The sequence below is a fragment of the Streptococcus sp. HMSC10A01 genome (assembly GCF_001807785.1).
Classification (GTDB): domain Bacteria; phylum Bacillota; class Bacilli; order Lactobacillales; family Streptococcaceae; genus Streptococcus; species Streptococcus gordonii.
Window position 1 is genome coordinate 1 of record NZ_KV790975.1, and the last position, 19943, is coordinate 19943.

Annotated in this window: 18 protein-coding genes and 1 pseudogene; 5 read left to right on the plus strand and 14 right to left on the minus strand. The window is 44.5% G+C overall.

Annotated elements, in window-relative coordinates:
- From HMPREF3108_RS05830 to HMPREF3108_RS05885, 12 genes are all read right to left on the minus strand, one after another.
- Positions 1-1404 (minus strand): SIALI-17 repeat-containing surface protein (locus tag HMPREF3108_RS05830; protein ID WP_141738453.1); only part of this gene is annotated, 1404 nt, incomplete at its 3' end.
- A gap of 202 nt (positions 1405-1606) precedes the next feature.
- Positions 1607-2680 carry a hypothetical protein gene (locus tag HMPREF3108_RS05835; protein WP_070493740.1) on the minus strand — a complete coding sequence of 358 codons (1074 nt, stop codon included), beginning with the start codon at positions 2678-2680 and terminating at the stop codon, positions 1607-1609.
- Positions 2673-5150, minus strand: coding sequence for a phosphoenolpyruvate synthase (locus HMPREF3108_RS05840; protein WP_070493743.1), 2478 nt, complete (start codon positions 5148-5150; stop codon positions 2673-2675). Before HMPREF3108_RS05840 ends, HMPREF3108_RS05835 begins: the two co-directional genes overlap by 8 nt.
- A complete protein-coding gene (locus HMPREF3108_RS05845; protein WP_048779623.1) occupies positions 5150-6049 on the minus strand; it encodes a UbiA family prenyltransferase in 900 nt (299 codons plus the stop codon). Before HMPREF3108_RS05845 ends, HMPREF3108_RS05840 begins: the two co-directional genes overlap by 1 nt.
- Complete coding sequence (locus HMPREF3108_RS05850) at positions 6034-6906, minus strand: phosphatidylserine decarboxylase (RefSeq protein WP_048779625.1); 873 nt, start codon at positions 6904-6906, stop codon at positions 6034-6036. Before HMPREF3108_RS05850 ends, HMPREF3108_RS05845 begins: the two co-directional genes overlap by 16 nt.
- Entirely contained in the window at positions 6899-7531 is a 633-nt protein-coding gene (locus tag HMPREF3108_RS05855; RefSeq protein WP_048779628.1) for a CDP-alcohol phosphatidyltransferase family protein, read from the minus strand. The genes HMPREF3108_RS05850 and HMPREF3108_RS05855 overlap by 8 nt, the downstream gene beginning before the upstream one ends.
- Positions 7518-10013: a PEP/pyruvate-binding domain-containing protein gene (locus HMPREF3108_RS05860; RefSeq protein WP_070493746.1), complete on the minus strand. Its 2496-nt coding sequence runs from the start codon at positions 10011-10013 to the stop codon at positions 7518-7520. The genes HMPREF3108_RS05855 and HMPREF3108_RS05860 overlap by 14 nt, the downstream gene beginning before the upstream one ends.
- A 14-nt stretch (positions 10014-10027) precedes the next feature.
- On the minus strand, positions 10028-10618 hold the full coding sequence (locus HMPREF3108_RS05865) for a CDP-archaeol synthase (protein ID WP_048779632.1): 591 nt from the start codon (positions 10616-10618) through the stop codon (positions 10028-10030).
- Positions 10619-10814: 196 nt separating this feature from the next.
- The gene (gene galE, locus HMPREF3108_RS05870) at positions 10815-11816 is read right to left on the minus strand and encodes a UDP-glucose 4-epimerase GalE (protein ID WP_070493752.1); all 1002 of its coding nucleotides are present in this window, start codon (positions 11814-11816) and stop codon (positions 10815-10817) included.
- 45 nt (positions 11817-11861) lie between these two features.
- On the minus strand, positions 11862-13343 hold the full coding sequence (gene galT, locus HMPREF3108_RS05875; protein WP_070493754.1) for a UDP-glucose--hexose-1-phosphate uridylyltransferase: 1482 nt from the start codon (positions 13341-13343) through the stop codon (positions 11862-11864).
- The gene (locus tag HMPREF3108_RS05880) at positions 13340-13999 is read right to left on the minus strand and encodes an HAD family hydrolase (RefSeq protein WP_070493759.1); all 660 of its coding nucleotides are present in this window, start codon (positions 13997-13999) and stop codon (positions 13340-13342) included. The genes galT and HMPREF3108_RS05880 overlap by 4 nt, the downstream gene beginning before the upstream one ends.
- A gap of 11 nt (positions 14000-14010) precedes the next feature.
- A complete protein-coding gene (locus tag HMPREF3108_RS05885; RefSeq protein WP_070493762.1) occupies positions 14011-15189 on the minus strand; it encodes a galactokinase in 1179 nt (392 codons plus the stop codon).
- A gap of 270 nt (positions 15190-15459) precedes the next feature.
- Here HMPREF3108_RS05885 and galR point away from each other — a divergent pair, with 270 nt between their 5' ends.
- On the plus strand, positions 15460-16464 hold the full coding sequence (galR, locus tag HMPREF3108_RS05890; RefSeq protein ID WP_048779643.1) for a DNA-binding transcriptional regulator GalR: 1005 nt from the start codon (positions 15460-15462) through the stop codon (positions 16462-16464).
- A gap of 33 nt (positions 16465-16497) precedes the next feature.
- Here galR and HMPREF3108_RS05895 read toward each other — a convergent pair whose 3' ends face one another.
- Positions 16498-17388 carry a cation diffusion facilitator family transporter gene (locus HMPREF3108_RS05895; RefSeq protein ID WP_048779646.1) on the minus strand — a complete coding sequence of 297 codons (891 nt, stop codon included), beginning with the start codon at positions 17386-17388 and terminating at the stop codon, positions 16498-16500.
- A 132-nt stretch (positions 17389-17520) separates the two neighbouring features.
- Here HMPREF3108_RS05895 and HMPREF3108_RS05900 point away from each other — a divergent pair, with 132 nt between their 5' ends.
- Both HMPREF3108_RS05900 and HMPREF3108_RS10955 read left to right on the plus strand, forming a co-directional pair.
- Positions 17521-18075 carry a TetR/AcrR family transcriptional regulator gene (locus HMPREF3108_RS05900; RefSeq protein ID WP_048779743.1) on the plus strand — a complete coding sequence of 185 codons (555 nt, stop codon included), beginning with the start codon at positions 17521-17523 and terminating at the stop codon, positions 18073-18075.
- A 26-nt stretch (positions 18076-18101) separates the two neighbouring features.
- Positions 18102-18434 (plus strand): hypothetical protein, encoded by a 333-nt coding sequence (locus HMPREF3108_RS10955; RefSeq protein ID WP_048779648.1) that lies wholly within the window; start codon positions 18102-18104, stop codon positions 18432-18434.
- Between the two features lie 34 nt (positions 18435-18468).
- Here the strand turns inward: HMPREF3108_RS10955 and pnuC are convergent.
- A pseudogene (gene pnuC, locus HMPREF3108_RS05910) lies at positions 18469-18975 on the minus strand (nicotinamide riboside transporter PnuC); the annotation flags it as partial.
- 39 nt (positions 18976-19014) lie between these two features.
- Between pnuC and HMPREF3108_RS10960 the strand changes: the two are divergent.
- Positions 19015-19710, plus strand: a complete 696-nt coding sequence (locus HMPREF3108_RS10960; RefSeq protein ID WP_080982560.1) for an IS6 family transposase — start codon at positions 19015-19017, stop codon at positions 19708-19710.
- Complete coding sequence (locus HMPREF3108_RS05920) at positions 19703-19939, plus strand: hypothetical protein (protein WP_001287839.1); 237 nt, start codon at positions 19703-19705, stop codon at positions 19937-19939. The genes HMPREF3108_RS10960 and HMPREF3108_RS05920 overlap by 8 nt, the downstream gene beginning before the upstream one ends.
- Positions 19940-19943: the final 4 nt, after the last annotated feature.

Consider the following 19943-nt stretch of genomic DNA (forward strand, 5'->3'; position numbering starts at 1 on the left):
TGTACCATAGTTGGTCAACTCGGGAACTTCTTGCACTGGTGCTGTTTCAGGGGTTGTACCATAGTTGGTCAGCTCAGGAACTTCTTGCACTGGCGCTGTTTCAGGGGCAGTACCATAGTTGGTCAACTCAGGAACTTCATGCAATGGTGCTGTTTCGGGGGTTGTACCATAATTGGTCAATTCCGGAGCTTCTTGTACTGGCGCTGTATCGGGTGCAGTGCCATAAGTGGTTAGCTCCGGAACTTCTTGAACCGGTGCGGTATCTGGTGCAGTTCCATAAGTCGTCAATTCTGGGACTTCCTGAACTGGCGCTTCTTTCGGAACAGATTTGACTGTAGCTGTTCCAACTAAAATAATTTCCGAAATAGGCGTAGCAGTAACCTGGTCTGAAACCACTTCACTTTTTACAATTTCTTTACCTGCAATATAATTTCGTGTGATGACAGTACGTGTACCTGCGACACCTGCGCGAATGACCTGAGATTGCCCTTCTGCGAGCTCATTTGAATATTGGTACTCAGTTTGATAAGGCAGAACTTGGGTTTGGGTGCTGTCTTGGCTCTTGAGTTGCAATTCAGGTAATTCAGTAACTGGAAAACGTCGATTAGACTCGCGCTCCTTGACAGCAACGGCTTTTTCTTGCTCTGTCAGTTTCTCTGTTTCAGTAGATACTGGCTTATTGGGAGTACTTGTATTCTCAGAAAAACTCACAGATTTGCCCGCCTGCTTATTGACTTCAACAGATGACAAGCCCTTTTGAGTCGTAGGAATCTGGAAATTTCTTTCTCCATTCACCTTATCCTGTCCTTCACTTTTTAGATATCCGACATATTCAAAACCGGTTATCTCTAAAGGCTCAGGCAGCTTATCTCCTACTGACAAATTCAGTCTTTGATTGTAAGCTGCTAATTCAATATTGGTCACTGCAAACACAGAAGGAGCTAAGAGAATAGAGCCTAGACCCGTCACCAGCAAAATAGAAGACAGGTATCGCTTACCATTTCTACCTCGTGCAATTACTAAGACTGCTAAAGTCAGCCCAGCAACTGCAAAAGTTGCTTCCCACAGACTTGAGTATCCCGTCCTCGGCAGATTATTTTCCAACAGCCCCTGAGTTTTTGGACGATATACTAAATAATAAGCGTCAGAGTTTTCTTCTACAAATTTTGGAAGCTCCTTAACGACTGTATTCTTCTCAGCCTCAGTCAGTTCAGACTCTACTACGTAGTGATATTGAACAGGAATAGTTTGTCTAGCTGATACTTCTGCAGCCTCAATCGTACTTACATTTCCTGCTATCGCTGTACTCAAAAAGAAGCTTCCGATAGTAGCGGAAACCAATCCTACTGATAACTTTCTTAAAGAATAGCGCCGGAACCTCTCACCAGTGATTCTTTTTTCCATAATAATTCCCTTTTCATAATATAATAATCTCTTAAAATTTTACTGAAATTTTTTCAAAAGGACAATTTCTTTGCTCAAAAATATATCTTCAAATACTGAAAATTCCTTCTTTTTCAATCAAACATATTATTCATTTTTACCTTTTGAAATAAAAAGCAAATTTCCACTCAGAAAATTTGCTTTTGTAAATATGCTTTAGTAACTATGAATACAATCTTAATTCAAAGAGACCATACTCATGCTTGTCTCCTTGCAATTCTGCTGCATAGTGCCGCGTGACGGTTTTTTGATGAATCAGGGCACCAATAGCTGAAGCTTGTCGCTTCTGCGCTTCTTTAAAAATCGGATAGGCCAAGGCAGAGCCTAACCCCAAGAATTGTTCATCTACTCCAAGATACATAATCGTATAACGTTTGGGAAAACGCTTGGTCCAAAAAAACTTGGCTAGGTTAATAGGAGTCATTTTTTGATAAACCAGAGAGCCATAGTCCGGCATGGCAATCAAAAAACCAGCTAGCTTGCCCTCCTTATAGGCCAGCTTAACCATAGAAAAATCAAGAATATACTGGTATTTTTGAAAAATCTGACTGAACTGCTGACTGGAAATAGACCGATAAATCGGAAATTCTTGATAGAGGCGATTGAGGAGCTCAAAAACCTGCAGCGAAGCTTCTTCCCACTCCTGCTTCTTTGGAGAGCAAATGGTGAAACCCGCTTCTTCAAAAGACTCAAAGCGATGAGCCAGCTTATCCTGATGAGTTTGATTGCTGACCTTGGGATAAAAATTGGACAGATAGCGCTCCTTGAGTTCAAAACCAGCAACCTGCCACAGCTCAGGATAATAGTCTGGATTATGAGGTTCTCCAGTAAAAGGGAGCTCCTCTGTTCCACTCAGCTGCATTCGATAGCCCAGCCAAAAACTTGCTTGTACGGGACCGATAATCCCACTAGCTCCGAGACTGCGAGCAAAACCTGCTAAATGCTCGATAAAAGCAGATGCAATCTGCTGATCATTGATCGACTCGAAAAATCCCAAGTAAGCAGCCTCATCGTCTGGATAGAAGGTCAGGAGCCCTCGAATACAAGTTCGACTGTCCTTATAGCCAATAAAGGCATAGGTTTCTAAGTCAGAACTCAGCGGGTGACTGCCTTCAATCAAAGCCAGTTCTTCCTCTTCCGACTGCATGAGGTGATCTGGCTGGTAAATCTGCTTGGGAAGAGCTAGAAAATCGGCCAACTCTGTCGTATTGGGTTTAACTGGTTTAATTTCAAGCATAACCTTCCTCCTTGATCAGTCGAATCTTGCCAGTAAGGCCATCCATCTCAATCCAGTCGCCATTTTGCAAGAGACTGCAAGCTCCTCTAACATTGACAATAGAAGGAATACCCAACTCGCGGGAAATAATGGCCGTGTGCGAGAGCAAAGACCCCTGCTCAGCAATAACCCCCTTTGCTTGGGTCAGAAGATAAACCCAGCCCGGATCGGTCATCTTGGTCACGATAATCCGGTCCTGAGCAGACTCAATCTCCTGCACATCTTCCACAACCAAAACCTGAGCCTTAACGCAACCAGGCGAGCAGCCAATCCCTTGTAAGGCTTGATTACCCGTATTATGACTGCTAGTGCGGTTTTGCGGTTTCAGGTATTTCTCAAAGACCTGTCCAGCAAAAACATAGCGACTAAAGGTTGGCAACTCCTTGTCAGCCTCCAACTTCTCCCGACGCTCGGCTATCAAGCCGCTAACATCTCTAGGCGTTCTAGTCAGCTCAAACAATTCTTCCTTTGTCAGGTAAAAAACATCATCTGCCGAATCCAGCAGCCCTTGCTCGGCTAATTGCTGCCCAAGAGTTCGGAAAATCTGCCGCATCATACCATAGATCCGTGTGCGGTTTAAGCGAGAGCTTTCCCTATATTTAACGCCAGTCATGGCTCGCTTGCGAAGAAAATTCGTCCACCAGCCTGATTTTTGCTCCTCTTCTTCAAGTTTCTGAGGGGTCAACTTCTTCTCCTCTTGCTGGCACATTTGCAGCAGGAGCTTGAGCAGACGCTCTGAGTGCGTTCGGAAGGTTGGAGTTTCTAACTTCAACTCTTCCGGAGCCCGATCACCAAATTCATGGATAAAATGAGTAATTTCTTGGACCAAAGGATGCTGGCGACTTAGAAAAACTGCTGAGTTTTCAGTTTCCATAGCTTGTCTAATCTCTGCATTTTCTTCTGCTTTCAGCTGAGCTGTTAAAGCCTGAAGAGCCAAAGCCGGCCGCATACTTTCAATCTGCTCAATTCCCGCAATCTCAGCCTGAACAGACACGCCGCGACGCGACTTTTTCAGGAGTCCGGTATAGACAAAAGCATAGAGGTCATTGACCAGCGTAATGTCCCAGTGAGCCAGAATATCCTCTTTCAGCTTGCTGACCAAGCCAATCAAAGTCTCTGCATCTGCGTCGGGAGAAAAGCTCGCTTCGTATTCTAGCTGAATCTGGGCAAACTGCTCTTCCAATTGCCGCATTTGCTTGGGTGCTGTCCAAAACTCTCGGATGATACGGAGCATGATTTGTACGCGTTTGAAAGAAGACAGGTGCACCGGCATCTGAGGCACCTCCGTCTCTCTCACTCCCAGCATATCCTGCCAGATAGGAATGATTTTCTTCGAAAAAGGCAAAAGCTGCAGTAGCTGATACCAGCTCTGAATCTGGTAATAAACTCGGCTATTGACAGACTGCAGCATATTTTGAAAAGTGGTTTCATAGGCAGCTAACTCAGGCGCATCCTTGCCAACCAAGCGTTGAGCCAGACTGCGGAAAATGCTGGCATAAGCCTCTTGGATAAAACTAATAGTCAGAGGACTGGAAACGCCCGGATAGCTCTCGACAATGTTGCTGTTATCCAGAATAATCTGCTGTCCCTCTGGCAAGGTAGTAATAGGTCGAGCCTGCAAGAGATAGAGCTGGCCATTTGCGAAGGTGAACTCCATATCCATATAAGGTCCGAAAAGCTGAGTAACCTGATCAGCCAAGGCTTGTAACTCCTCAAGTTGTTCCTGTGATAATTCTGGTGAGTCCTCCGTCTGCTCTGTATAAAAGAGCTGGTCCTTGGGATGAAGCGTCACCATTGTCGTAGGAATCTTATCCTCGACAACCTTGTTGCCTAAGCCTCTACCGATGACAATGATATCCTCGTTCAGAATGCCCTTGGGATTAGCTGTGAAGTAAATCCCTGACAAGTCTCCTTCCTGCATGATCTGAACAAGGCAAATCATCTGTGCTTGCTTCAAGGATAGGCCTTGCTCAAATAGATAGCTAAGAGCTGACTCCTGATAGAGAGAAAGCAAGGTCGATTGGATAGCTTCTTTAAGCCCCTCTGGCTTCACATTGAGCTGGCTCTCAAACTGACCGGCAAAGGATGAGGCCTTCCCATCCTCAATGGTTGCTGATGAGCGGACTACAAAGCGACAGTCTGTCTGATCAAATTCCTGCTGAATCCAGTTTTCTGCCGCTGTCAAATCTTCTTGACTTAACTGCTCTCTGGCCCAGTCCTGCAGTTGCTGACTGAGTTGGAACAAGTCCAACTCTCCAGACCGATAGGCTGCTTCCATCCGCTCCAAGTCAGTAAAGCTGGCAGATTTTTGAAAAAAGTCAAAAGCAAACACTGCAAAGTCAGGAACCGGCAAACCAGCAGCCTGCATTTTCAGCAAATGATAGGCCTTGCCTCCAACCTGGTCAAGCCCTGTCTGCTTGATTCTTTTCATCAAAGTACCCCCATTAAGAGATAAACAGCAACGGACAGAACCATGGTCGTCTCTGTGATATAAGTATAACGCTCTACCCGCTCCCGGATATTAAAGCGAGTTGGATCCTTGATAAACTGCTCAAACTGGACGGTCATCCAGATGACATTCAGCACCAAGACTACCACTCCGACATGGGAAATATTCCATAGGAGAGCGAAATTGGTCAAGATATCCAGCAGAGTCACCACCTCGATAAAGCGAGTGGCTTTTTTGTAGCCAAAAAGCATAGAATAAGTCACATACTCTGTCTCGTCTTTTGGCGCCCGAATCTTGCGGCAGACTTCCCAGATCAGACTTGGGAAATACATGGTAAAGGCCAGCAAGACGGTCGGCAGGGACAAGAGGGGCAGATTGTACTTGTAGCAGACAAAAGAAATGGTATAGAGATTTAAAATCATCATGACCGGATTATGGGTCACTAGAGCCAGTGGCAGAGAATTTTGAATCTTGTCACGCTTGAAGAACCAGAAGGACATGAGAGTTCCGTAGATATAGAGAAAGAGGAACCAGCCGATATTGTTCATAAAGAGGATATTGAGAAGTACAGATACAGCTACGATAAAGCTGAGGGCAATAGCCAGATCCTTCTTTTTTACCCGACCAGATGGCAGAGCCCGATGAGGAAAGAGGCGTCTGTCGGTCTCGTAGTCCTTGAAATCATCTGCAATCCGCAGAATCATCAGAAAGACAAAAATCGTAAAAATCCCAATCAACTCCTGATGGTCAAAGTGAAAGGTGGTCACTCCGTCATTGAGAAGAAGAACAAAATAAATCTCAAAAAACATGATGGCAGCCACAAAAAAGCGCGGCAGCAAAGGAAACATTTCCTTATAATAAACAGCTAATCGTTTAAACATAGCTTTTCTCCAATCTTTTCACCCATTTGAATCTGGGTTTCTATTCCGAGGTCTGAGTAAGTCAGGATATCCTGATCCAAGCGAATCGTGCCTGCTGGATAGAGGACAAGAATGGTTGAGCCGCCCAGACCAAAGCAACCCTTCTCCTGTCCCCTGACCAAATGGTCCTGACTATGATTGTAAATTCTTCCGACCAAGAGAGCCCCTACTTCCATCTGCAGGACAGATCCTAGGTCGGTATCTAAAAGACAGTATTCTCTTTTATTTTCCTTGTAAATCAAGCGTCTCTTCTGGGCTACCTGTCTAACCGTATGCAGGTGACCTTTGATTTTTCGACTTTGGGTAATTCTGCCGGATTCAGCTGCCAAATAGCGGTGCAAGTCTTCCACTCCCAAGCGATAGACAAGCGCTGTTCCGCCACTAAACAGTTGAGCCAATTCTTCATCCAGCAGTAAGTCAGCTAGCCTGTATGTCTGCCCCTTTATCGTCAGCTGCAAGTCCTGACTGATGGTAAAAGCCTGCAGCTTGGCATCTGCCACTGCCAATACTTGACTGTCAGGACAAACTGGACGCAGAGCGGGCTTGATTCTCCGCTGGAAGAAAGCCGAAAAGCTAGAATAGGGGCCACCTTCATAGTCAGCTAGATCCAGCTGATAATTTTCCACAAAAGCTGCTATTTTCTTGCGAGAAAATGAAGTGTAGTCTTTCAAAGTCAGAAGATAAGACAGGCTAGGTCGGGTCAAGATAGGCAATAAGAAGCGACCCCAAGCAGTAACATAAAGCTTGTCTAACAGACCCGCCTTGTATTCTATCGGTTCAACTACTTGGCCAGTCCTTCTCTGATAGACCTTAACCATGCGGGAGAACCCCCAGACCAATCAGACTTGCAACAGCTAGAATCGCAAAGACCAGATAGGCCAGCTTATTTGGCTTGGGAATACGGCAGTTGTAGACAAATAGGAAGGTCAGTAAAAGAGACAAGCCCAGCCACACCCAAGCAAAGAAACCAGGCGCCAGCCATTGACATACCAGATAAGTCAATGGGAAAAATAGGGCGCTGTAAGTGACGGGCAATCCGATAAAATAGGCCCCAGATCCTTCATCATGCTTGGCCAAGCGGTTAAAATGCGCTAAGCGCGTGACCGCAGCTAAGACATAGAGGACAGCCAAGATGATATTGGCCGCTCCCAAGGGCAGCTGAGTCATGAGAAGCACAGCCGGGAGAGCCGCAAAGCTAATCATGTCGCAGAGCGAATCAATCTCAATGCCAAAGCGCTTCTGGCTTTCAGTCCGCTTCATCCGTCGCGCCAACACACCATCAAAAAGGTCGCAGATACCGCTAACGATAAAGGCCATCATTGCTAGCCGCAGCTGGGACTGAATGACGGCATAGACTGCCAACAGTGCAAAAGCAGCGCCCATATAGGTCAGGATAACAGATTTGTCGTATTCACCGATAAACAAAGGTTCATTCTTCTTCATGAATTCTTATTTCTCCTCTTCTTCCATCTAAAGTAACCAGCATGCCAGTTTCTAGCAGCTGAGTTGCATTTTTGGCGCAGACCAGAGCTGGGATCCCGCATTCACGAGCGACAATGGAGGCATGGCAGAGAACTCCACCGTACTCTGTCACAAGTCCACCCAGAATACCGAAAACATAACTCCAACCCGTATCTGTATAGCGAGTGACAAGAATTTCTCCCGGTTCAATCGTCTCAATATCCGCCAAATCCAAGAGAACTCGAACCCGACCGGTCACCTGACCGCTGCTGGCTGGCATGCCTGTCAGCAGAGCCCGACTGTCATGGGCCACTTCTTCCAGGCTCATCTCTTTATCAGTCAAATCCCCCACTGGCTCAAAATTCCGATAGGCCTGGCAATAATGCTGACTATCAGCAACCTCTTCTTGAAGCTGATCGGCAGTTTTTTGCCCTTCCATAAAGGCAGTCAGACTTTCTTTCTTAATGTAAAAAATATCTTGTTCATTTTTAAGAAAGCCTCGCTTTTCATAGGCTCGGCTGAGTTTGAGGCTAATCTGACGAATGAGGTGGTAATAGCGCGTGGAAATATCCTTGAACTCCTCTCGCCACCAGAGCAAGTTTCTCAGATCTTGACTGATTTTTTCAATCTTTTTCTGCTTGGCTCGAGATAGATGAGCCAAATCCAGCTCAGACTCTGAGACAGGACTGAGCGAAGCTTTGGCCGCTTGGTAATACGCTGAATCAGCAACCAACTGCTGGACAACTGTCATAACCTGATAAGCATCTTCTTCATAACTCGCTACTCGCAAGTCCAGCTCCCGAGCCGAGTGATAGCCAAAATCCCTTTGAAAATCCTGAATCTTGATGAAATCTGCTCGCTCAGGATATTGTGCAGCTAGCTGATGCAACTCTTCCACCGATAACTTCAGCCAATCGTCTGTCAGTTTCTCCTCTGCCAAAATAAGATCCGCAGCTTCCAGCATTCGAGCCAAAGGCTTGGTATGCGAAACATTTCCCAACTTAGCTATCAGTTGGAAAAATTCATCCACCGTCAGCCGTTTGAGGAGACTGGTCTTTTTCATGGACAGCTGGACCGTATTGATGTAGGCTTGCCAGAAATAAGTTCCTTCACTGTTTAAATAAGCCTGATTTAGCACTAACTTCCAAAGACTTTCGACCTGCTGCAGCGGGCTTTGGTCATTTAGTTCTCGTATTTCTTGATTCAGGCGGTTAAATTGCTGACGCAGCTCTTGCAGCTTCTCTGGCGCCTGATGCAGAAAAGTCTTAGTTACTTTTTGCGTTTTCAAAGCTACCCGTAGGAAATTTAGAAGCAAGGCTGGACTTAATTTGCTGGTAAAACCTTGACCTTGGTAGTCTTTATTAACTCCCAGCTCATCATCAAAGTCTCGTTCAATATAGCCAGGAATCTGCTCCATACCTTGCTTGACCACGCCTAAGTTCCAGAAAGGCCGTGCATAGTGGAGACGCATCAGCGGAGGCATAACTCCTTCAGGCTCTAGACCAATAGCCAGCAAAAAGCTGGAGAGAGCCTCTTGCCAAGAATGACGATAAAGGCTCCACATCAGATTTGGACAGGGCTGGGCCGCCACGCCTCCATCCCGAAAATTCGCCGTCGTCCAGCGGCCACTGTCGATTTTAGTTGGTACCGTCGTGATAGGCCGAGCCTGAAGCATATAGACTTGCTCTTGGACAGCACACCACTCAATATCCATCGGCCGACCAAAATAGGCCACAATCTGCAAAACTTGCGCATGCAGTTTCTGCAAGACTGTAAGAGAGATTTCAGCCTTTTCAAATTGGCTCCAGTCTGGCTTGTACCAAGGAAGAGTCAACTGATCAGGATTAACTTGACCGCTAACCAAGCTCTCAGCTGAGCCTTTTACATACTCCAATAGCATGGTCTGGTCCTGATTTGTTGCCACGTCTAGAGAAAAGCAGACACCGCTAAAGTCGGGCTCTATCTGCTCCTGAATCAGCACTGCCATGGCAAAATCCTGCTCAGTAAGACCCTGACGTTGCCAGTAGGCCAAGGCTTCTGGATTAAAGAGAGAAAGCAGACAAGAACGAATGCCCTGCTCAATTTCTGACAGTGTCCGGCAATTTCCAATCGAGTTATATTGACCGGCAAATGACATGGCCTGTCCGTCTTCTAAAAGGGCACTGCTGCGAACAATATAAGCTTGATTTTCCTGGCAAAAGGCTGCTAACTCTCGCTTCCAAGCTGGATCCAAGGGATACTGCTGCAAACGCTCCGCAATTCCCTCCTTGCCCAGTTTGATGAACTCTTTAAGTCCCTCTTTTGAGTATTCTGGCAGAGCTGCGCTTAGCCAAGCCATTACTTGGTCCGCTGGCAAAATCAGAGCCTTAGGAACCGAAAGACCTAGTTGACAGAGGCTGATTAACTGATTGATTTTACCGCCATAGACGGCCGAAGGCTCTTTTTCCAGCCATAGTTCTTTCATCAAAAACTCCCATCTCACATACGATTTTTTCTAAGCTTAGTCCAGTAGAGCAGACGATTGACTCCTAGATGCGTGCCCGCCCCTAGGATTAAAATGCCCAGCATCTGCTGCCAAGACAGAGGGATATAGAAAAGCAAGAAAATAATACATCCAATCAAGGAATCAATCTGGTCAATCCAGATAAAGGTCCATTTCCAGCCATTCTCCGCCGTCTTGCCCTCTCTGATTTCCAAACGGCGCTTGACAAAACTATTAGGCAGCTCAAACAAAACATAAGCCAGCCCCAAAAGAGACCCAAGTACCAGATTAAACAGCACGGTATTTTCGTAGAAAGCATAGACTAAGTGCAGCTTCTCTAGGGTAGGAAAACTCTTTAAGAGCAAGCCCCAAAGGATCTGAGCCAAGGCTCCCCAGACAATCATACCAAAGAAACCTTTCCAAGTCTTGTTAGCTCCAAACAGCCTCTTCCCATCCTTTAAAATCAGCCCAGCATCCATTGGTCGATAAGCCACCTCTAGCAGTGAAGACTTGCAAAAGATCATATTCAGAACTCCAGCCAGAATGACCGGCATCAGGGTGATATATAAAGCAAGAATCGTGTGCATATTATTTCCTATTCTTTTTTATAAGAGTCAAATAGAAATCTTCAGAACTCTTTAAATTATAATGAACCCATTATACCATAAAAATTACAGGCCTTCAGTAGGGCAAACTGTGAAGAGACCTTCTAATCTCTTCTAGTTTAAGACTTGATTTAAACAAAAAAACCAGTAAATCCTACTGGTTTGCTTTAGAGGGCTATTAAACTCTATCATCATAGCCATTTGGATGACTGGAATGCCATTTCCAAGCAGTTTCGATAATGGTTTCGATATTGTCAAATTTCGGCTGCCAGCCCAGAACTTTTCTTGCTTTCTCAGAGGAAGCAATCAGCGTATCCGGGTCTCCTGGGCGCCGATCTGCTATTTCCAAAGGAATAGGATGTCCGGTCACCTTTCGTGCTGCTTCTACAATCTGCAGGTTGGAAAAACCAGTCGAAGAGCCAAGGTTAAAGGCATCTGATGAATGTCCAGCACGCAGATGCTCGACAGCCAGAATATGGGCGTCAGCCAAGTCGAAAGGATGGACATAATCGCGGACATTAGTCCCGTCCGGAGTGTCGTAATCATCGCCAAAGACAGCAATCTTCTCTCGTTTACCCTGAGCCACTTGAAGCACAATGGGCAGGAGATGGGTTTCAGGCCCGTGGTCCTCGCCGATTGAGCCGTCAGGCTTGGCACCGGCTACATTGAAATAACGCAGGGCTACAAACTTGATGCCATAGGCCTGGTCTGCCCAGCGCATAATGGTCTCCATCATGAGTTTGCTCTCACCATAAGGATTGATCGGCTTTTGCGGAGTCGTTTCCAGAATCGGAACTTCCTCAGGAATGCCATAAGTCGCAGCAGTCGAAGAAAAGACAATATTTTTAACGCCACATTCCTGCATGACCTCTAAAAGGGAAACCATGCCGGCTGTGTTATTGTCAAAATACTTGAGTGGATCTACCATAGACTCAGCAACCAGTGAAAAGGCAGCAAAGTGAATGACCGCATCAATGGATGGATGTTTGGCAAAGACATCACGCATAAAGTCCTTATCCGCCAAATCCCCCTCATAAAAGACTGCTTGCGGATGGACGGCTGCCCGGTGGCCAGTCACCAAATTATCAACAACGACTACTTCTTCCTTATCTGCTGTTATCAAACGGTCAACCATGTGCGAGCCGATATAGCCAGCACCACCTAATACTAAAATTGCCATAAAACTTCCTTTCCCTGTTACGCTAGATTCATTATAACACATTTCCTAAGGCTGGATGCCAACGGATTGGACGAAGCGCATGAAAGCCTCCTGCCCTTCCTCTGTTCGCTTATAAACTCCAGCATCCTCCAATACACGGCTGAAAATTTGCCCAACCGATGCCTGAACTACTCCTTCCACCGTCTCAGCGGTAACATCTGGATTCTGGTCTTTGAGTTGATTGGCCCACTCCTGATGATAGGCAGCAACCTGACAGTTTTCTCCTAGTAGGAAAAGTTCTACCTGTTTGAGTTCTTCCTTGAGCCGAGGCGGCAGAATAGCCAGCCCCATCACCTCAATCAGACCGATATTTTCTTTCTTAATATGCTGCACATCCCTATGAGGATGGTAAATGCCGTCTGGGTGTTCTGGCGACGTTTGATTGTCCCGCAAGACCAAGTCTAGCTCAAAAGATCCATCTTTCCTGCGGGCAATCGGTGTGATGGTATGGTGAGGCTCACCCTCAGACTCTGCCAACACCTGCACACTTGGGTCAGAATAAGTCCGCCAAGCTTGCAAGATCTTGTCAGCCAACTCAATCAACTGTTCCTTCTTCTCAGATTTCAGCCGAATGACGGACATGGGCCACTTGACTATACCTGCCTCTACTTCTTCAAATCCTCTAAAAGTAAAGCTGCAATCCAGCTCTGCTATTTCCATAGGGAAGGTATGACGTCCGCCCTGATAGTGGTCGTGAGTCAGGATAGAGCCGCCAACAATAGGCAGGTCGGCATTTGAGCCAGCGAAATAGCCTGGAAAGGTCTCAACGATGTCCAACAAGCGCTCAAAGGTCAGCCGGCTAATCGCCATAGGAAGGTGCTGGCTGTGCAGAAAGATGCAATGCTCATTAAAGTAGGCATAGGGCGAATACTGAAAGCCCCACTCCTGTCCAGCCAAGTCAAAGCGGATAATCCGATGATTGGCGCGGGCTGGGTGATCCAAGCGACCCTGGTAGCCTTCGTTTTCCATGCAGAGTTGGCAGGCTGGATAGTTACTATTCTTAGACTTTTTAGCTGCCGCAATTTCCTTAGGATCCTTTTCTGGCTTAGAGAGATTGATGGTGATTTCCAAATTCCCATAGGAAGTTGGTGCTTTGAAAGCAATGTTTTTAGCAATAGCCTTGACCTTGATATAATCGTTCTTTTGACTAAGCTGGTAAAAATCAGCCACAGCTTGCTCGGGATTGGAGGCATAAGTCGTCCAGAAGTCCCGATTGAGCTGGCTAGGGGCAGGTGTAATCAAGTCCATGAGCTCAGCACCAAGGATTTCACGCGCAGTCTGTCTATCCTCAATCGTCTCTAATCTAACTGCCTCCTCAACCAGCTGGTCCTTGAGGTCAATCAATTTATCCAGATCAGTCTCAACTTCCAAAACACCTTCTCCCACTCGTGCCAGAACACGATTGATCAGGTAGATTCGATCTATTTCCTCAAAGGTACTTTCTGCAATGACTTCTGTGATAAATGCATCTAGAACTCCCTGACTCATTGATTCTCCTTCCTACTTTCTAAATAGTCTCTGACAGCATCTAAATCTTGAAAAACTTGTTCTGTTTTATTTAAGAAAGACTGTGCTGGCATTTTTAAGTCTGGAATACAAACAACTGGTATCCCAGCTCTATACGCTGCTTCAATCCCTGCTTCACTATCCTCTAATACTAAGCAATTCTCTGGTAAAACATTCAAATCACTACAGGCCTTTAAAAATATATCAGGGTAAGGTTTGCTTCGCTTTACATCTTTTGCAAAAACTAGATGGTCAAATAGGGACAGTATACCATTACTATCCAAAATTATTCTAGCTCTAGATTCAACACTTGAAGTTGCTAGAGCGATTGGAATACCTTCTCTTTTCAAAAAAGCAAGCAAATTTTTAGCACCTTTTTTTAAATTTACACCTTTGGCTAATATTCGAGCTTCCAGTTCATAAACTTTTTCCAAGGTTTGGTCAAAGTTCCAAGGTAAATCATAGGTATCTAAAAATCGTTGAACATTCTCCTCTTCCCTATGTCCACTGTATTCTCTAGAATATGTTTCTTCTGTGAAAGGAATTCCAAAATCTTTAAGCAATTCTTGATAAACTTTTAGAGAAATGATCTCAGTATCAGCTAATAAGCCATCTAAATCAAATATTACAGCGTCCATTTACTTCTCTCCTAGTCTAAAACTCGTGTCCCCGATGCAACTTCAGCGATATAGAAGCTTGGAGCGTATCCAACTACTTCCTCATAGCGTTTGCCAACTGCTTCTTTGAAAGAATCCACCGCATCCTTAGCAACTAAAGCAATGGCGCAACCACCGAAGCCAGCTCCGGTCATACGAGCCCCCAGAACAACTTCTTGCTCCCAGGCCGTGTGAACCAAGGTGTCCAGCTCTAGACCAGTCACTTCATAGTCATGCTCCAATGAAACATGAGACGCATTCATGAGACGGCCAAACTTTTCAAGATCACCTGCCTGCAAAGCGGCCCTCGCTTGCAAAGTGCGCTGATTTTCCAAAACAGCATGGCGAGCCCGTTTGAGACGATTTTCGTCCTCTATTAGATAGCTATACTCGTCAAAGGACCACTCGTCCAACTCACCCAAGGTCTGAATATCCAAAGCAACTTGCAATTCTTCCACGGCTTTCTCACACTCAGCACGGCGTTCGTTGTATTTAGAGTCCGCTAGTTCACGGCGTTTGTTGGTATTCATGATGACAACGACATTGTCCTTCAAATCAAGTGGCACCAAGTCGTACTCCAAAGTGTTGGTATCTAGGTAAATAGCACGTTGGTCAGCCCCCATACCGATAGCAAACTGGTCCATGATACCAGAGTTTACTCCGATAAAGTTGTTTTCTGTTTGTTTTCCGATTTTAACCAAATCGAGACGCTCTAGTTTTAAATCAAAGAGATGCTCAGCCACGACCCCTGTCAAGAGTTCCAATGATGCTGAAGAAGACAAGCCAGCACCATTTGGAATATTTCCATAGACATAAAAATCAAACCCTTTGTCAATCACATGGCCAGCTTCTTGCAAGAAATGGAGAACCCCTTTTGGATAGTTGGTCCAGTTGTGCTCTTTTTCAAATTTGAGGTCAGCTAGAGGAACTTCGATGATGCCCTTGTCCTCAAAGTTGGCTGAGTAGAAACGCAAAACTTGGTCGTCACGCTTGCGAGCTGCCCCATAAGTACCCAAGGAAATCGCAGCAGGAAAAACGTGACCGCCATTGTAGTCCGTGTGTTCACCAATCAAATTGATACGGCCTGGTGAAAAGAAAGTTTGGTCTGCTTCTTGACCAAAAACGGCAAGAAAGTCTTTGCGAAGGGCTTCAGCAGTAAGATGTTGTGTCATATGAATTCTCCTTTAACTATCCGTTAAGTCACCTTATACTCAATGAAAATCAAAGAGCAAACTAGGAAACTAGCCGCAGGCTGTACTTGAGTACGGCAAGGCGACGTTGACGTGGTTTGAATTTGATTTTCGAAGAGTATTAACGTGTAATCGTTTTCTTCTATTGTAACCAAGGGTTTTGCCAAGGTCAATCCTTTTTACTAAAGTTTTACTAAACAATAGGTAAAAAGAAGAAAAATATGATATACTAACCTAAAAGGAGAAGGATTTATGGCTACCTTAAAAGACATTGCACAGCTAGCCTCTGTCTCTATCGCGACCGTATCCCGTGTCCTCAATCGCGATCAGAGTCTATCTGTTACAGAAGAAACCAGACACCGTATTTTAACTGTCGCTGAAGAGCTGGGCTATGCCAAGCACCTCAAGACAGGCGAATCCCACAAACCCAAGCAGAAGATTGCCATTATCCAATGGGTCAGCGAACAAGGGGAGCTGGACGATCTCTACTACTATCAGATTCGTCTTGGTATTGAAAAAAGAGCCCAAGAGTTGGACTATGACATCTTGCGCTATTTTAATGACCATCCTTTTACTCTGAGCGAGGAAGTAATCGGGATACTCTGTATTGGAAAGTTCAGCCGAGCACAGATTTCTGCCTTTGAAGAATACCAAAAACCCCTGGTCTTTTTAGATAGCGATACACTTTCATTGGGACATACCTGTATTATCACTGACTTTTACACTGCTGTAAAACAAGTAGTCGATCACTTCCTTAGCCAAGGGCTTGATCGTATCGGGATTCTCACCGGCCTTGAAGAAACAACCGACCAAGAAGAAACCATTCAGGATAAACGTCTTGATCATTTTAAAAACTACTCGATATCAAAAGGTATCTACAATGATAAACTGGTCTTTCAAGGTAGCTTTACTGCCCAGTCTGGCTACGATTTGATGAAAAAAGCGATTCACAATTTAGGAGACCAACTACCACCAGCATTTTTTGCCGCCAGCGATAGTTTAGCCATCGGTGCCCTCCGTGCCCTTCAAGAAGCTGGAATTAGCTTACCAGACCGCGTCAGCCTCATTTCCTTTAACGACACTAGCCTGACCAAGCAGGTCTATCCTCCTCTTTCAAGCATTACCGTCTATACCGAAGAAATGGGCCGAGCAGGGATGGATATTCTTAACAAGGAAGTTCTCCATGGTCGCAAAATACCTAGCCTGACCATGCTGGGAACCAGACTGACTCTGAGAGAAAGTACGAGGAATGAATAGGATAACAAAACGACCTCGCTAGAAGCCGTTTTTCTAATGATGATGCCCATGCTTCTGCTCTAACTCTCTCACCCTCCGCTTATGTTGCGCATGATTGCTTTGACTGCTATCCACTTCGATAGTAATATTCTGCACGCCTCTTTCTTCTAAACATTGACGCACCACTTCTTTGGTCTCAATCATCTGCTCCCAGTCCTTGATACAAATGTGGACAACAGCATTGTTCTCTAGACCGTCCATGGACCAAATGCTAAGTTGATTGACACTTTTGACATTGGGAAGAGCCTCTATATCCTTCTCCAAATCACTTGTCTCGACCCCTTCTGGCACAGCATCTAGGAAAATCTTCAGTGCGCTCCAAAAGCGAGGAATGGCTTTCGACAGAATAAAGATAGAAATAACAAGCGATAAGAGTGGATCGAGGATATACCAATCTGTAAATCGGAGGATAATCGCCATTAGAATGACAGCCAACCAACCAAGAGTGTCTTCCAAAAAATGCAAGCTAAGAATTGACTCGTTCTTTGTCTTTCCTTTACGAACTACCAGACTTGCTAGCACATTGATAGCTACTGCAATGATTCCCAGCCAGAGGATACCATTTTCATTAACAGGTTGAGGATGAACGATCTTTGTGATATTTTCCAAGATCACTAGGACAGACCCTATCATAAGAATCACAGCCGTTAGCATGGCCCCTAAAAGACTAAAACGTTTGTAACCCAAGGTGTACTGCCTATCTTCTTCACGGTTGGAAATCGTTTCTAAAAGGGCAGAGATACCAATGGCTATAGCATCTCCCAAGTCATGAACAGAATCAGCAAGAACTGCACTCGAACCAAAGATTCCTCCTGCGATAAACTCAACAATCGCATAGCTTAAATTTAAGAAAAAAGCTAACCAGATAGATGTTTTAGAACTCATTTCTCTCCCTCCTTTGGTATAATGGGTATATACATACTTCTTTCATTTGTATTATCTAATAAAATCCAAAGAAAGGATAGAAGCAAACTGTCAGCCATGTTCAGTTCTGAACAGTTTGTCTCAAGTGTCTATATGCCAAAAAGAGACCGTCGGGTTAGTAAGACTAAAAAAGCCATCTATCAAGCTTTTTTACAACTTTTGAACGACAAAGGCTATGATACCACTACTGTTCAGGATATCATTGACCTAGCAGATGTTGGACGTTCTACTTTTTACTGTCACTACGAGAGTAAGGAACTCCTTTTAGATGACCTCTGTCGCTACCTCTTTCATCATCTCTTTGAAAGAGAAGGACACTTTACTACCGAGGACTACCTCGCACATATCTTTTTACATTTTCAGAAAAACCAGGACCATGTCACCAGTCTCCTTTTTTCCAAAAACGACTACTTCCTCCGCCAACTACACAAGGAACTCGAACACCATGTTTACCCCATGGTAGCGGAGGATTTGCAAGAGGCCTATCCGAACATACCAGCCTCCTACCTCAAACATTTTGTAGTAACCAATTTTATCGAAACACTGACCTGGTGGCTAAAAAAAGGAAAATCTTATACAGAAGACCAAGTAGTGAGATTTTACCTTGATGTAATGGGGATGACCTCTACAACTCCACTTGATAACTAAGCCTGTAACTCAGAAAGGAACCAACTATGTTAACTTCGATGATTCTAGGAATACTAACAATTGTACTAGCTCTCGCCTTCTCATTGCTTCACCTTGCAGCTGCTTTTTCAGCCATAAAACAAAGAAACTACAGTCTGGGAAACACGTGCATCTTGGTCGGCAGTTGTCTCACCTCTCTGGCTCTAGCCATCTTTTACTTCGTCCCACTTGCAACCATTCTTCTATGGATTGTGGGCTCGAGTATCGTCTGCTATGGTGCCTACTGGAACGGCCAACAGACAGAAAGTCAACATATATCGCACCACATCATTCGTATAACGAGCGCTATCGTTATTACAGTGTTACTCATTTTGCTCTAACACAAAAAAAGGATCTTCTGATCCTTTTTTATTTTTAAGCGCTTTTTGCTGCCTTGCTCCACTGGTACCAACCAACTAGACTATTGATCAAGTAAATCAGGTATTTTCCTTGGATTTGCAGGCTTTCTCCCCACCAGAGATAGATAGAAAAGACATTGGTAGCTGCCCAGAATATCCACTGTTCACGGTAAACAGCTGTCATGAGGATTTGCCCTACACCATTGGTCGCATCAGTGATAGAATCACGATAGGGACGATTAGCTCCGATAGACTGATAAATAAACCCAAAGGCCAACCACCAAAGAACACTAATAGAAAGATACTTGGTCCAACCCTTGCCGTCTAGTTTACGTGCGACAAACTCTTGTTGTTCTTTCTTAAATTGGGCTTGATAAATCCAAACCAAGAGACCAATTGGCTGCATAATTGTAAAATAGAGAGTTGTTAAAACCTCACCATAGAAGCCTTTTTGAAGGGCAAGCACCAGATAAATGATGGAATTAATCAAACCAAATAGGTAGTTACTAGCACGACCTTCAGCTTCTCAAAGAGCAGAAAAAAGGTTAGTAAGGCTTGAGAGATGAATCATTTTAAAGGCAAACAATTCCAACAAGACGTCATCATTGTCGCTGTTGGTTATTACCTACGTTACAATCTGAGCTATCGTGAAGTTCAGGAATTGCTTTATGACCGTGGAATAAATGTTTGTCACACTACGATTTATCGGTGGGTTCAAGAATACAGTAAAATCCTCTATCATCTCTGGAAAAAGAAAAATAAACAGTCCTTCTATTCGTGGAAAATGGATGAAACCTATATCAAAATTAAGGGGCGTTGGCATTATCTCTATCGAGCGATTGATGCGGACGGTTTAACCTTGGATATCTGGTTACGAAAGAAACGTCGAGCAGACGATAACAGCTATAAGTTAGAAGATACCGCCTATCAAGAAGATAAAGCACGCAAAGCAGAAACCGAAGATAAGCTAGCTATTGAAGCAATGAAAAGCAAGTACACCACGCTATTGCTAGAAAATATGTTGCTAAGTCCGTTTGAAATGCATGATACAAAAATCATGGCAGGATTGCAAGTCCATGTTTACCCCCTCTATGACGAACTGAAAGAATTAAGAGGGCTAAATAGTGTCAAAGACCACTTGTCTTATGTTGCCAGCAGACGTGAAGAATATTCTAAGCATAATATCGCACGCTACCTCAAAAAAGCCATTGAACAATATCTACCAACGGTTAAAAGGCAGGACTTAAATCATGAGTGAAGACTTAAAAACGATCAAAGAGCTGGCGGATGAGTTGAGTGTTACAAAACAAAATATTCAATATCACTACCAAAGGTTACCAAAAGAATTACAGCTTAAAAGTTCCAATGGGTCTAATCTAATAAATTCTAAAGCAGAAAAAATAATTTTAGGTAAAGTAGAAAGTAGTAGCAAATCAAATACCAAAGACCAACAAATAGAAAAACTAACTAATTTGTTAGACCAGTAACAAC

Coding starts and splice junctions, on each gene's coding strand:
- HMPREF3108_RS05835 (WP_070493740.1), bottom strand. CDS start 2,680: ATGCTTGAAATTAAACCAGTTAAACCCAATACGACAGAGTTGGCCGAT.
- HMPREF3108_RS05840 (WP_070493743.1), bottom strand. CDS start 5,150: ATGAAAAGAATCAAGCAGACAGGGCTTGACCAGGTTGGAGGCAAGGCC.
- HMPREF3108_RS05845 (WP_048779623.1), bottom strand. CDS start 6,049: ATGTTTAAACGATTAGCTGTTTATTATAAGGAAATGTTTCCTTTGCTG.
- HMPREF3108_RS05850 (WP_048779625.1), bottom strand. CDS start 6,906: ATGGTTAAGGTCTATCAGAGAAGGACTGGCCAAGTAGTTGAACCGATA.
- HMPREF3108_RS05855 (WP_048779628.1), bottom strand. CDS start 7,531: ATGAAGAAGAATGAACCTTTGTTTATCGGTGAATACGACAAATCTGTT.
- HMPREF3108_RS05860 (WP_070493746.1), bottom strand. CDS start 10,013: ATGAAAGAACTATGGCTGGAAAAAGAGCCTTCGGCCGTCTATGGCGGT.
- HMPREF3108_RS05865 (WP_048779632.1), bottom strand. CDS start 10,618: ATGCACACGATTCTTGCTTTATATATCACCCTGATGCCGGTCATTCTG.
- galE (WP_070493752.1), bottom strand. CDS start 11,816: ATGGCAATTTTAGTATTAGGTGGTGCTGGCTATATCGGCTCGCACATG.
- galT (WP_070493754.1), bottom strand. CDS start 13,343: ATGAGTCAGGGAGTTCTAGATGCATTTATCACAGAAGTCATTGCAGAA.
- HMPREF3108_RS05880 (WP_070493759.1), bottom strand. CDS start 13,999: ATGGACGCTGTAATATTTGATTTAGATGGCTTATTAGCTGATACTGAG.
- HMPREF3108_RS05885 (WP_070493762.1), bottom strand. CDS start 15,189: ATGACACAACATCTTACTGCTGAAGCCCTTCGCAAAGACTTTCTTGCC.
- galR (WP_048779643.1), top strand. CDS start 15,460: ATGGCTACCTTAAAAGACATTGCACAGCTAGCCTCTGTCTCTATCGCG.
- HMPREF3108_RS05895 (WP_048779646.1), bottom strand. CDS start 17,388: ATGAGTTCTAAAACATCTATCTGGTTAGCTTTTTTCTTAAATTTAAGC.
- HMPREF3108_RS05900 (WP_048779743.1), top strand. CDS start 17,521: ATGCCAAAAAGAGACCGTCGGGTTAGTAAGACTAAAAAAGCCATCTAT.
- HMPREF3108_RS10955 (WP_048779648.1), top strand. CDS start 18,102: ATGTTAACTTCGATGATTCTAGGAATACTAACAATTGTACTAGCTCTC.
- HMPREF3108_RS10960 (WP_080982560.1), top strand. CDS start 19,015: ATGAATCATTTTAAAGGCAAACAATTCCAACAAGACGTCATCATTGTC.
- HMPREF3108_RS05920 (WP_001287839.1), top strand. CDS start 19,703: ATGAGTGAAGACTTAAAAACGATCAAAGAGCTGGCGGATGAGTTGAGT.